The following is a 12533-nucleotide window of genomic DNA, read 5'->3' on the forward strand; positions in this document are numbered from 1 at the left end:
CAGACACTTCCTGCAATATTCGAGATTTTACCTACAAAGCAAAAGGTTCTGTCCTAAGACGGTGAGCGCTGTCAATCCAGGGCCCTGTGCTAAGCTGGCGACCCTTTTTTATACAGTGGAGTCTTGGCGATGAAGGCACGCATCCAATGGGCTGGCGAAGCCATGTTCCTCGGCGAATCCGGTAGCGGTCATGTCGTGGTCATGGACGGTCCGCCCGATGCCGGTGGTCGTAACCTGGGTGTCCGGCCGATGGAAATGCTCCTGCTGGGTGTCGGCGGTTGCAGCAATTTCGACGTGGTCAGCATTCTCAAGAAGTCCCGTCAGGCCGTCGAAAGCTGCGAAGCCTTCCTCGAAGCCGAGCGCGCGACCGAGGACCCGAAGGTCTTCACCAAGATCCACATGCACTTCGTGGTCAAGGGCCGCGGGCTGAAAGAAGCCCAGGTCAAGCGCGCCATCGAGCTGTCTGCCGAGAAGTATTGCTCGGCCTCGATCATGCTCGGCGCGGCGGGTGTTGCAATTACCCACGACTACGAAATCATCGAACTCGGTTGATTCGACATTCAACTATCATAAAAGCGGTGCAGACTCTGGCGATCCCAAGCTGACGTCTGCATAATGCGCCACTTTTTTCAGGGTAGTGGTCCGTCAACCGACAGGCCGCTCGCCCGAACAGACAACCAAAATCGCCATCGCGAAGAGGTGTTAACCGTCCTACGCAGGTGCGTCGTTCGCATCTGACGGGCATGCTTGATCACGCGGCCCGGGCCGCAATACATAGAGAGTTTTTAACGGTGAAAAGCAAACTCAAGCTCCACGGGTTCAATAACCTGACAAAGACCTTGAGCTTCAACATCTATGACATCTGCTACGCGGAAACCCCGCAAGACCAGCAGGCTTACGTCGAGTACATCAATGAAGAGTACAACGCGAAACGCCTGACGCAGATCCTCACGGAAGTTGTCGATATCATTGGTGCCAACATCCTGAACATTGCCAGTCAGGACTACGACCCACAAGGCGCCAGCGTCACGATTCTGATCTCTGAAGAGCCGGTGACCCCGACCGACAGCCAGATCGAAGAGTCTCCGGGCCCGTTGCCCGAAATCATCCTGGCCCACCTCGACAAGAGCCACATCACGGTGCATACCTACCCGGAAATCCATCCGGACGACGGTATTGCGACCTTCCGTGTGGACATTGACGTGTCGACCTGTGGCGTCATTTCACCGCTTAAAGCGCTCAACTTCCTGATTCACCAGTTCGATTCGGACATCGTGACCGTGGATTACCGTGTGCGCGGTTTCACCCGTGACGTCGAAGGCAACAAGCACTTCATCGATCACGAGATCAACTCGATCCAGAACTACCTGTCCGAAGATACCCGCGACGCGTACCAGATGACCGACGTGAACGTGTACCAGGAAAACCTGTTCCACACCAAAATGCTGTTGAAGAACTTCGAACTGGATAACTACCTGTTCGGCGACGCGACCAACAACCTGTCCCCTGAGCAACGCGCCCAAGTGACGGATCGTGTGAAACACGAAATGCTCGAAATCTTCTACGCGCGCAACATGCCGACCTAAGATTCTCGCGAGCACAAAAAAAGGCGACTCCCTCACGGCAGTCGCCTTTTTCATGTCGATCACAAAACCCCTGTGGGAGCGACGGTGCGACGATTCGACCTGCTCGCGATGAGGCCCTCGCTGACAACGCAGGTATCAGATCCGATAAGTACTCTTGGTCATCACCTTAGCCATCAAGCTCATCCCGAACTTCACCGGCGCCGGAAAACGAAAGCCCCCAGCCTCCAGCGCACTTTCGGCATGTTGCTCTTCATCAACACGCATCTGCTCAAGAATCGCCCGGGACTTTTCGTCCTCGGCCGGCAGTTGCTCAAGGTGTTCGTTCAAGTGCTTGCACACCTGATGCTCGGTAGCCGCAACGAAACCCAGGCTGACCTTGTCGCTGATCAACCCGGCCACCGCGCCAATCCCGAATGACATGCCGTAGAACAGCGGATTGAGAATGCTGGTATGGCTGCCCAACTGCTTGATGCGTTGCTCGCACCAGACCAGATGGTCGATCTCTTCTTCAGCAGCATGTTCCATGGCGGCGCGCACCTGCGGCAGCTTGGCGGTCAGGGCTTGCCCTTGATACAGCGCCTGGGCGCAGACTTCGCCGGTATGGTTGATGCGCATCAGGCCGGCGACGTGCCGGGTGTCTTCGTCGCTCATTTGCGTTTCCGGCTGCACGATCGCAGGGGACGGACGGTACGGCTGGCCGCTGAAGGGCAGCAGGGTACGCATCGCGGCATCGGCTTGCAGCAGAAGACGGTCAATGGGCGAGTAGTGACGTTGGGTAGTCATACTGATCTCCGGGAGGAATCTCGGCGGCCAGTTTAACCCAATCGGCCGGGGAAGGTTTGCGCTGGGTCATCAACCCTGTAGGAGCGAGGCTTGCCCGCGAAGAACGATAACGCGGTGTATCTGAAAGACCTTTTCGCCCGGTTCGCGGGCAAGTCGGGTCGCCGCACCGCTCGCTCCTACAGGGATGCGCAGTGAATCAACCCGGCGGCCAGTGCATCTGACGCTGACCCAGCACATGCATATGAATGTGGTAGACAGTCTGCCCACCTTCTTCATTGCAGTTCATGACAACGCGAAAACCTTTTTCGCAACCCAGTTCCAGTGCCAGGCGCTGGGCAGTGAACAGAATATGCCCGGCCAATGCCTTATCGTCCTCGGTGAGGTCGTTCAAGGTGCGCACCGGTTTCTTCGGGATCACCAGAAAATGCACCGGTGCCTGCGGGGCGATGTCGTGGAAGGCCAGTACCTGGTCGTCCTCGTAAATGATCTTCGCCGGGATTTCCCGGTTGATGATCTTGGTGAACAGAGTATCCACAGCTGTTTTCTCCGTTGTTTGGGCTGGCCTGAGTGTACTCATGGGGGAACCCCGAGCCCAGCCTTTTGCCTTGAAGCCAGGTCAGCGCGGGCAATAGGCCTTGTTGACCATGCCTGTGATGGTCCTGATCAGCCAGCGTGAGCCGAGCCGTGGCAGGAAAGCGAACCAGCGGTTCAGCCGGCCCGGAATAATAATGGCGCGATTCTTATCCAGAGCCCGCACGGTATAGAGCGCGACTTCCTCGGGACTCATCAGCAGTTTGCTGTCGACCAGTTTGTCGCTGTTCAGTTGTGCTGTGCGGAAAAACGCGGTGCGGGTCGGGCCGGGGCAGAGTACGGAAACCTTGACTGCGCATTTCTTCAGCTCGACGCGCAACCCTTCGGAAAAGTGCAGTACATAGGCTTTGCTGGCGTAGTAAGTGCTCATCCACGGGCCTGGATGGAACGCTGCAACCGAGGCGACGTTCAAGATCTGCCCGCCACCCTGCAACGCCATGCTGTTGCCGATGGCATGGCACAGGCGAGTGAGGGCCAGAATGTTCACTTCGATCAGGTCTTGTTCGGTCATCCAGTCCTGCGCCAGAAACGGGCCGCAAGTGCCGATACCGGCGCAGTTCACCAGCAAGTCGATCTGCCGGTCGCCTTCTTCCAGTTCCAGCAGAAATCCGGAAAGGCGCAGCGGCTCGCCGAGGTCGCAGGCGCGGAACAACACCTCCACGCCAAAACGTTGGGTCAGTTCAATTGCAATACTTTCCAGCTGATCACGCTGTCGGGCCACCAGAATCAGGCTGCGGCCACGGCGGGCCAGCGCTTCGGCCATCGCCAGGCCGATGCCGCTGGAAGCGCCAGTGATCAGAGCGTAACGGGTCATGCAGTTCTCCATCGCAACAGCTCCGCGCCTGCGACGCAGGTGTCACGGGCGGGGAGCGCTGTTCATTCTTTCGCAGAGTCTACAGGGGCCGGGGCTTATTGGGCTTCCTCGTCTGCGGAATCCGGCACTTCTTCAGCCTCTGCGGCGGGCTCGACTTCCACTTCTTCGGTGGTTAGCGAGCTGCTGTCATAGCTGAGTCCGGCAGCGTCTTCGTACTCTTGCTGGATCGCACTGAAAGCGCCGGCCAATACCCCGACAAAGACGATGGCAATGAATACCACCCACAGCGAAGACAACACTTTGACTGCCGTGGTGTTTGGCGGTGGTGGTGGACCGTAGCGATTGGCGATGGTGTTGCCCGGCACGCACATGATCACAAACGGAAAGAAGCTGCCTACGAACGGCACGAGATTGAGCAGCCAGAGCCAGCCGGACCAGCCGATGTCGTGCAGGCGCTGAACGCTGATCTGAATGCTGACGACCGCGATGGCGATCCCCAGGAAGATTGCCACCAGGCCACCGACAATCAGACCTGCGGTCGAATCGCTGGCGATCAGGGCGATGGCGAAAATGGCGACGACCGACCCGACGCCAAGCATGACCAGCGTCAGCACCATGGTCCAGGCCAGATAGCGCAAACGGCCGATGCGCCCTTCGACGCCAAAAGGCTTGAGCGTGCCGAACGGCGGCAGATTTTCGCCGACCCTGGCTTGAGGTGGTGCGTACGGCGACTCCGGTTCTGCGAACACGGGGTTGCTGCTGGCGGGGGCGTGGTGGTGAGCGTCGGCCAGGTTCAGTTCAATCGAGGGCTCGGTTTCGATGCGGGCGTTGATGCCGGTTTTTGTCAGCGCCTGAAGGTAGGTTTGCGCGTCGGTCTGCGACAGGCCTTGCTTGAGGGTAACCGCCTTGCCGTTGAACAGCCGTTCGACGGCCGCCACTTCGCTTTTGTACAACGCCGCCAGATTGAGTTTGGCGGTGGTGAGGTCGATCCCCGGCAGCAGAGCGCCGTCGAACACGATCTTGAAACGGTTGTCGCTCATTGCGAAGCATCCTTGTCGCGGGTGTTTGAATAGTTAGAGAGTGGCAAGCCCGGAGTGTAAGGCCAGTCGAGGATGACTGGCCAAATTTCCTGCTAACGCGGCCAGCGTTTCGGCAGTTGTGCTGCCAGCTCCAGCGCCTGGCGGTATTCAGCGTCCAGTCGTGCAACCAATTGATCCACGCTCGGCAAATCGTCGATTTCACCGACGCCCTGGCCGGCGGACCACACGGTTTTCCAGGCCTTGGCTTCATCGCTCAATGGCTTGAGCTTGGAGCCGAAGTTGACCTCGCCCTTGTTTTGCAACGCTGCCATGTCAAAACCGGCCGCTTCCAGGCTTTGGCGCATGAAACTCGCCGGAACACCCGACACCGCTGGAGTATGGATGATGTCTGCCGCTCTGGATGTCAGCAGCATCTCCTTGTAGGCCTCAGGCGCATGGCTTTCAGTGGTGCCGATAAATCGCGTACCGAAGTAGGCCAGATCCGCACCGAGCAATTGTGCCGCGAGTATCTCGTGACCGTGATTGAGGCAACCGGCCAGCAACAGCGTCTTGTCGAAAAACTGGCGGATTTCGGCAATCAGCGAAAACGGGCTCCAGGTACCCGCATGTCCACCGGCGCCTGCGGCAACGGCGATCAAGCCATCTACGCCAGCCTCCGCTGCTTTTTCTGCGTGGCGACGAGTCGTTACGTCATGGAATACCAGGCCGCCGTAGCCGTGGACTGCGTCGACCAGTTCTTTAACGGCGCCAAGGCTGGTGATCACGATCGGCACCTTGTGCTCGATGCAGATCTCCAGGTCCGCTTGCAGGCGCGGGTTACTGTTGTGGACGATCAGGTTCACGGCGTAGGGCGCCGGGTTTTCCATTGTCTCCAACCCTGCTTCGATCTCTTCCAGCCAGGCCTTGAAGCCGCTGCTCTCACGCTGGTTCAGCGCGGGGAAGCTGCCGACCACGCCATTACGGCAGCAGGCGAGTACCAGTTGCGGGTTGGAAATCAGGAACATCGGCGCGGCCACCACGGGCAGGCGCAAACGTTGTTCGAGCAAAGCGGGCAGCGACATTGGAAGTACCCCGGTGAGTGGTGCCGATTGAAGTTAGAACGGCCGAACGACGACCAGAATTACGATAGCCAGCAATATCAGAACCGGCACTTCATTGAACCAGCGATAAAAGACATGGCTGCGGGTGTTCTCGCCACGGGCAAATCGTTTCACCTGCGCGCCGCACATGTGGTGGTAGCCGATCAGGATCACCACCAGCGTCAATTTGGCGTGAATCCAGGCGCCTTGGCTGAATATGCCCGGGTTCAGCCCAATCAGCGCAATGCCGAAAACCAGCGTGGCGATCATCGCCGGGCCCATGATGCCGCGATACAGCTTGCGCTCCATCAGGCTGAAGCGTTCCTTGCTGACGGTGTCTTCGCTTTGGGCGTGATAGACGAACAGGCGCGGCAGGTAAAACAGGCCGGCAAACCAGCAGACCATGCTGATGATGTGAAGCGCTTTGAGCCACAGATAAAGCATTTTTAGTTATTCCCAGGTTCACGGTAGCCCGGATAGTAGAGGCTTGAGCGGCCGCACGTCACCTTGCCGGTTGTCGCAGGGCGATACGGGCCCTATTATCGACGGCTTTCCAGTGGGTTCGTTGAGGGCAGGTTTATGGTCAAGGTCGGTATCGTCGGCGGCACGGGTTACACCGGTGTCGAACTGCTGCGTCTGTTGGCGCAGCATCCGCAGGCAGAAGTGGTCGTGATCACTTCCCGATCCGAGGCCGGTCTGGCCGTGGCTGACATGTACCCGAACCTGCGCGGTCATTACGATGGCCTGGCGTTCAGCGTTCCGGACATCAAGACCCTGGGCGCCTGCGACGTGGTGTTCTTCGCCACGCCTCACGGTGTTGCCCACGCGCTGGCCGGTGAACTGCTGGCGGCCGGAACCAAGGTCATCGACTTGTCGGCGGACTTCCGTCTGCAAGATGCCGATGAGTGGGCCAAGTGGTACGGCCAGCCGCACGGTGCGCCGCAGCTGCTGGAAGAAGCGGTCTACGGCTTGCCGGAAGTCAATCGCGAGCAGATCAAGCAGGCTCGCCTGATCGCCGTACCGGGTTGCTATCCAACGGCTACGCAATTGGGTTTCCTGCCATTGCTCGAAGCCGGTCTGGCCGATACCACGCGCTTGATCGCTGACTGCAAATCCGGCGTCAGCGGTGCCGGTCGTGGTGCTGCCGTAGGTTCGCTGTACTCCGAGACGTCGGAAAGCATGAAGGCCTACGCCGTGAAAGGTCACCGTCACTTGCCGGAAATTCGCCAGGGTCTGCGTCGTGCTGCAGGAAAGGATGTCGGCCTGACCTTCGTTCCGCACCTGACGCCGATGATTCGCGGCATTCACTCGACGCTCTACGCGACGGTCGTGGATCGTTCGGTGGATCTGCAGGCACTGTTTGAAAAGCGCTATGCCAACGAGCCGTTCGTTGATGTGATGCCAGCAGGCAGCCACCCGGAAACCCGCAGCGTGCGCGGCGCCAACGTTTGCCGTATCGCCGTGCATCGTCCGCAGGACGGCGACCTGGTGGTGGTGTTGTCGGTCATCGATAACCTGGTAAAAGGTGCGTCGGGTCAGGCGGTGCAGAACCTGAACATCCTGTTCGGTCTGGATGAGCGTCTGGGCTTGTCGCACGCCGGCATGCTGCCGTAAGGCTTTAACCCGCTCAGCAAAAAGGCCCGTTGAACGGGCCTTTTTGCGTTTCGAACCGGTAATCGGGTTTATTGATATACCGTAACAATAGTTGACCGCTTTTCTAGGAGAAGCGGATAATGCGCGTCATCACGCATTATGGCGGCGTAACGCCGGGAGATAGTCAGCATGAGCGTCGAATCCTTCACCCCCACGGCTTTGCAATTTACCCACGGTGCCGCGCACAAGGTGAAGAGCCTGGTCGATGAAGAGGGGAATGATCGCTTGAAGCTGCGCGTATTCGTTACGGGCGGCGGTTGTTCAGGTTTTCAGTACGGCTTCACCTTCGATGAAGAAGTGGCCGATGACGACACCATCGTCGAGCGCGAGGGCGTGAGCCTGGTCGTCGATCCGATGAGCTTCCAGTACCTGGCAGGTGCCGAGGTGGATTACCAGGAAGGTCTGGAAGGTTCGCGTTTCGTGATCAAGAACCCGAACGCCAGCACCACGTGTGGCTGCGGCTCTTCGTTCTCGATCTGATCGCGATTCACCGCATTACAAACGCCGCATGGCCTCAGGGCTCTGCGGCGTTTTGCTGTCTGGCGTTCAGGCTGGGTAGATGGCGCCAAGTACGCGCAGGCCGCGAGCGCCGGTGACGCTTGGACGATTGGCCGCAATGCCTTCCAGGCAGCAATGAGCCAGCCAGGCGAAGGCCATGGCTTCGACCCAGTCCGGGTCAACGCCATGAGTGGCGGTGCTGCTGACGTTCGCGTTTGGTAGCAGGCTGGCCAGGCGCTTCATCAGCGTGGCGTTGTGCGCACCGCCGCCGCAGACCAGCAACTCTCGGGTATCCGCCTGGGCGCTTTGCAATGATTCGACGATGGTCAGCGCGGTCAGCTCAAGCAGTGTTGCTTGCACGTCTTCGGCGGCGAAGGTCGGCAATTGCGAAAGATGCTGTGTCAGCCATGGCAGATTGAACACTTCACGGCCGGTGCTCTTCGGGCCTTTGGTCACGAAGAACGGATCACTGAGTAGCGCTTTCAACAGAACAGGTTCGACTTGGCCGCTGGCTGCCCATTGGCCGTCACGATCAAAGTTTTCGCCGCGTTGCTGATGAATCCACGCGTCCAGCAGTACGTTCCCGGGGCCGCAGTCGAAACCGGCTACGGGTTGGCCGGGTTCGATCAGGCTGAGGTTGCTGAAACCGCCGACGTTCAATACTGCGCGGTTGCCCGCTTGCTCTTCAAACAGCGCTTCGTGAAATGCTGGAACCAGTGGTGCGCCTTGTCCGCCGGCCGCAACGTCGCGACTGCGGAAGTCGCTGACCACGGTGATGCCGGTCAATTCGGTCAGCAGGGCAGGGTTGCCGATCTGTACCGTGAAGCCGCGTGCCGGTTCGTGGCGAATGGTCTGGCCATGGCTGCCAATCGCGCGAATATCTTCGGGTTTCAGGTTTTGTTGATCAAGAAGGGTGTGAATACCCTGCGCCGCCAGGGTGACCCAGTTTTGCTGGGCGATGGCGGAGCGGGCAATCTCGTCCGGGCCGCTGGCGCACAAGCCAAGCAGATCGGTGCGCAGGGAATCAGGCATGGGGATGTAGTGCGTGGCGACCAGTCTGATCGCCGGGTTCAACTCAACCAGCGCGATGTCCAGGCCATCGAGACTGGTTCCGGACATCACACCTATATAGCGCATCATGGCTTAGCGCTTGCTCGAAGCCAGTTGGGTGGATTTTTCTTGATCCATACGCGCCATCAGAGGCTGACTCTGCGCGAGGAAACGTGCCCGTTCTGCTTTGGAAATTGGATCGGCCATCGCCACTTTTTGGCCCAGCGGATCGACGTGCACACCATTGACCTGGAACTCGTAGTGCAGATGCGGGCCAGTGGACAGGCCGGTAGTGCCGATATAGCCAATCACTTGACCCTGCTTGACGGAGCTGCCGGTCTGGACACCTTTCGCAAAGCCCTGCATATGGCCGTACAGCGTGCGATAAGTATTGCCGTGCTGGATGATCACGGTATTGCCATAACCGCCGCGACGGCCGGCCAACAACACCTTGCCGTCACCGGCCGCCTTGATTGGCGTGCCGCGCGGAGCTGCGTAGTCGACGCCTTTGTGAGCGCGGATCTTGTTCAGGATCGGGTGTTTGCGGCCCATGGAGAATTTCGAGCTGATGCGGGCAAAGTCTACCGGGGTGCGGATAAACGCCTTGCGCATGCTGTTGCCGTCAGCAGTGTAATAGCTGCTGTTGCCTTGTTTGTTGGTGTAACGCACGGCTGTGTAGGTCTTGCCGCGGTTGGTGAAACGTGCGGAAAGGATCGGGCCATTGCCGACAGCCTTGCCGTTGACGACTTTCTGTTCGTAGATCACGTCGAACTCGTCACCCTGGCGAATATCCTGGGCGAAGTCGACGTCATAGCCAAACACGCTGGCCATGTCCATGGTCAGGCTGTGGGACAGACCGGCGCGCGCAGCGGACTGCGACAACGAGCTGTTGATCACGCCGTGGACATAGGCTGAGCGCACGGTAGGCTTGGCGGTGATGCGGTTGAACACATAACCCTTGTCATTCTTGGTCAGGGTGATGCTTTCGAGGTCGCTGACCTTGCTGTGCAGGTTGGTCAGCTGGCCTTCGGGGTTCAGTTCGAATTCGAGTTTCTGGCCATGTTTGAGTTGGCTGAATTGCTTTGCCTGCTTGTCGCTGGCCAGCACTTCATGCACAGAAGTGGCTGGAAGACCGACTTTCTCGAACAGCGTGGAGAGCGTATCGCCTTTGGCGACGATCACTTCCCTGTGATTGGGCCCCTTCTTTTCTTCGACAACCGGCGCGGGTTTGGCCTGGGCAGTTTGCTGGGGCTCTTCGGCGCTGTCTTCGATCTGTGCGAAAGGGGAAGTTACCGGCTCATTTGTGGCTTGGGCGGCGTCGGCAGCGTCTTGATCTTGTGTCAGTTGTTCAGCAGGGCTTTCCAGTTCAAGACTCAGGGTCGTCTTTTTGGCTTCTACATCACTGGAAGGAAATACCAGAAGCGCCAGGCTCAGAAGGGCGGCGATGCCACTTGCTGCGAGCAGGTGGGTCTTCGGGTAAAGCGGAGGCGCTTTAGACGATTCTTTGGTCATAGGTAATTTTGACTTTGAAAAAGATGAATTGGAAAAGATGAATGACATGATGAAGATGAAATAACTGTATAAAATATAACCAAATCATCTCTGAAGCAAGTCCGCGGTCACTCTGTCAGCGGATTGGCGTCATTGCGCCGGCCAAACTTTGTATTTGACGCGTGATCTTGTATGGTTGGTTCCCTTTGAATTCGAGCCTTGCGGGTCTGTTATGAAGTCGGTTGAAGAGCAGCTAGCGCTGATCAAACGTGGTGCAGAAGAACTGTTGGTCGAGTCCGAGCTGATCGAAAAGCTCAAGCGTGGCCAGCCGCTACGTATTAAGGCAGGCTTCGATCCGACCGCGCCGGATTTGCACCTGGGGCACACGGTGCTTATTAATAAGTTGCGCCAGTTCCAGGAGCTGGGGCATCAGGTGATCTTCCTTATAGGTGACTTCACCGGGATGATCGGTGATCCGAGCGGCAAGAGCGCTACGCGTCCGCCGCTAACCCGTGAGCAGGTTCTCGAGAATGCCGAGACCTACAAGACCCAGGTTTTCAAGATTCTTGATCCGGCCAAAACCGAGGTGGCGTTCAACTCCACCTGGATGGATCAGATGGGGCCGGCCGACTTCATTCGCCTGACTTCGCAGTACACCGTTGCTCGCATGCTCGAGCGCGACGATTTCGACAAGCGCTACACGACCAATCAGCCAATCGCCATTCATGAGTTCCTCTATCCGCTGGTTCAGGGTTACGACTCGGTCGCCTTGCGCGCGGATGTCGAGCTGGGCGGTACCGATCAGAAGTTCAACCTGTTGATGGGGCGTGAGCTGCAGCGCGGTTATGGTCAGGATCCTCAGTGCATTCTGACCATGCCGTTGCTTGAAGGTCTGGATGGCGTGAAGAAGATGTCCAAGTCCTTGGGCAACTACGTCGGTATTCAGGAAGCGCCGGGAGTGATGTACAGCAAGCTGGTTTCGATTCCGGATGCGCTGATGTGGCGTTACTTCGAATTGCTCAGCTTCCGTTCCATGGATGAGATCAATGCGTTCCGTGCCGATGTCGAGGCGGGTGCCAATCCGCGCGACATCAAGATCAAGCTGGCTGAAGAGATCGTTGCGCGCTTCCATGGCGAAGAGGCTGCGGCCAATGCTCACCGTGCAGCGGGCAATCGTATGAAGGATGGCGAGCTGCCGGACGATCTGCCGGAAATCGAATTGACCGCTACTGAAGATATGCCGATCGCTGCTGTCCTTAATAAGGCTGGCCTGGTGAAGAATTCGGCGGTAGCGCGTGATCTGCTGAATTCCGGCGGTGTACGTATAGATGGTGAGGTTGTGGATCGCACCTTTATATACGTGCTGGGCGCGACCCATGTTTGCCAGGCTGGCAAGAAGGCATTTGCGCGTATTTCGCTCAAATCCGAATAAAGCTGGAATTAGGGGTTGACGGCAGATTCTGGAAGTCTATAATTCGCCCCACTTCCGGCGCAGTCGAAACGGAAAACTCCTTGGTAAACAAAGAGTTACGCGGTTTTCGACAGCGAGCTGCTTCAGGTCATCGAAGCCCAGAAGGAGTTGAAAGAGCGGTGTTGTGTGGCTCTTTTGACTGTTCGATCTTCTCGGTCGAAAGCGGAGAAAAAGAGGTGTTGACAGCAGCGAGTAACGCTGTAGAATTCGCCTCCCGCTAACGAGAGATCGGAAGCGCAAGTGGTTGAAGTTGCAAAGGAAACTTTGAAAACTTCTGAAAATAACCGCTTGACAGATACAGAGGACGCTGTAGAATGCGCGCCTCGGTTGAGACGAAAGATCTTAACCAACCGCTCTTTAACAACTGAATCAAGCAATTCGTGTGGGTGCTTGTGGAGTCAGACTGATAGTCAACAAGATTATCAGCATCACAAGTTACTCCGCGAGAAATCAAAGATGTAACCAACGATTGCTGAG

13 protein-coding genes are annotated in these 12533 nt (G+C 57.8%); 5 read left to right on the plus strand and 8 right to left on the minus strand.

Annotated elements, in window-relative coordinates; translation table 11 throughout:
• Nucleotides 1–129 precede the first annotated feature (129 nt).
• Together IB254_RS06775 and speD are read left to right on the plus strand one after the other, a co-directional pair.
• Nucleotides 130–552: an OsmC family protein gene (locus IB254_RS06775; protein WP_007941657.1), complete on the plus strand. Its 423-nt coding sequence runs from the start codon at nucleotides 130–132 to the stop codon at nucleotides 550–552.
• Nucleotides 553–791: 239 nt separating this feature from the next.
• Entirely contained in the window at nucleotides 792–1586 is a 795-nt protein-coding gene (gene speD, locus IB254_RS06780) for an adenosylmethionine decarboxylase (RefSeq protein WP_008027106.1), read from the plus strand.
• Between the two features lie 135 nt (nucleotides 1587–1721).
• Here the strand turns inward: speD and coq7 are convergent, their stop codons facing one another.
• The 6 genes from coq7 to hemJ all read right to left on the minus strand — a co-directional run bounded on the left by coq7 (nucleotide 1722) and on the right by hemJ (nucleotide 6337).
• On the minus strand, nucleotides 1722–2369 hold the full coding sequence (gene coq7, locus IB254_RS06785) for a 2-polyprenyl-3-methyl-6-methoxy-1,4-benzoquinone monooxygenase (RefSeq protein ID WP_008027108.1): 648 nt from the start codon (nucleotides 2367–2369) through the stop codon (nucleotides 1722–1724).
• 196 nt (nucleotides 2370–2565) lie between these two features.
• Nucleotides 2566–2904, minus strand: coding sequence for a histidine triad nucleotide-binding protein (locus IB254_RS06790; protein WP_008027110.1), 339 nt, complete (start codon nucleotides 2902–2904; stop codon nucleotides 2566–2568).
• Between the two features lie 81 nt (nucleotides 2905–2985).
• Nucleotides 2986–3774, minus strand: a complete 789-nt coding sequence (locus IB254_RS06795) for an SDR family NAD(P)-dependent oxidoreductase (RefSeq protein WP_032828658.1) — start codon at nucleotides 3772–3774, stop codon at nucleotides 2986–2988.
• Between the two features lie 95 nt (nucleotides 3775–3869).
• Nucleotides 3870–4814, minus strand: coding sequence for a DUF805 domain-containing protein (locus tag IB254_RS06800; protein WP_192416840.1), 945 nt, complete (start codon nucleotides 4812–4814; stop codon nucleotides 3870–3872).
• Between the two features lie 92 nt (nucleotides 4815–4906).
• Nucleotides 4907–5875 (minus strand): NAD(P)H-dependent flavin oxidoreductase, encoded by a 969-nt coding sequence (locus tag IB254_RS06805; protein ID WP_192416841.1) that lies wholly within the window; start codon nucleotides 5873–5875, stop codon nucleotides 4907–4909.
• 33 nt (nucleotides 5876–5908) lie between these two features.
• Nucleotides 5909–6337 (minus strand): protoporphyrinogen oxidase HemJ, encoded by a 429-nt coding sequence (gene hemJ, locus IB254_RS06810; protein ID WP_008027117.1) that lies wholly within the window; start codon nucleotides 6335–6337, stop codon nucleotides 5909–5911.
• A gap of 135 nt (nucleotides 6338–6472) precedes the next feature.
• On the opposite strand from hemJ, the gene argC reads away from it, so the two are divergent.
• Together argC and erpA are read left to right on the plus strand one after the other, a co-directional pair.
• Complete coding sequence (gene argC / locus IB254_RS06815) at nucleotides 6473–7507, plus strand: N-acetyl-gamma-glutamyl-phosphate reductase (protein WP_008035993.1); 1035 nt, start codon at nucleotides 6473–6475, stop codon at nucleotides 7505–7507.
• A gap of 168 nt (nucleotides 7508–7675) precedes the next feature.
• Nucleotides 7676–8026, plus strand: coding sequence for an iron-sulfur cluster insertion protein ErpA (gene erpA / locus IB254_RS06820; RefSeq protein WP_007947969.1), 351 nt, complete (start codon nucleotides 7676–7678; stop codon nucleotides 8024–8026).
• A 66-nt stretch (nucleotides 8027–8092) separates the two neighbouring features.
• Here the strand turns inward: erpA and IB254_RS06825 are convergent, their stop codons facing one another.
• Together IB254_RS06825 and IB254_RS06830 are read right to left on the minus strand one after the other, a co-directional pair.
• Nucleotides 8093–9184, minus strand: a complete 1092-nt coding sequence (locus tag IB254_RS06825) for an anhydro-N-acetylmuramic acid kinase (protein ID WP_192416842.1) — start codon at nucleotides 9182–9184, stop codon at nucleotides 8093–8095.
• Nucleotides 9185–9187: 3 nt separating this feature from the next.
• A complete protein-coding gene (locus IB254_RS06830) occupies nucleotides 9188–10606 on the minus strand; it encodes a peptidoglycan DD-metalloendopeptidase family protein (RefSeq protein ID WP_192416843.1) in 1419 nt (472 codons plus the stop codon).
• 211 nt (nucleotides 10607–10817) lie between these two features.
• Between IB254_RS06830 and tyrS the strand changes: the two genes are divergently transcribed.
• On the plus strand, nucleotides 10818–12017 hold the full coding sequence (tyrS, locus tag IB254_RS06835; protein ID WP_008027125.1) for a tyrosine--tRNA ligase: 1200 nt from the start codon (nucleotides 10818–10820) through the stop codon (nucleotides 12015–12017).
• The last annotated feature ends 516 nt before the right edge of the window (nucleotides 12018–12533 follow it).

It is taken from the genome of Pseudomonas sp. PDM03 (genome assembly GCF_014852385.1).
GTDB classification, from domain to species: domain Bacteria; phylum Pseudomonadota; class Gammaproteobacteria; order Pseudomonadales; family Pseudomonadaceae; genus Aquipseudomonas; species Aquipseudomonas migulae.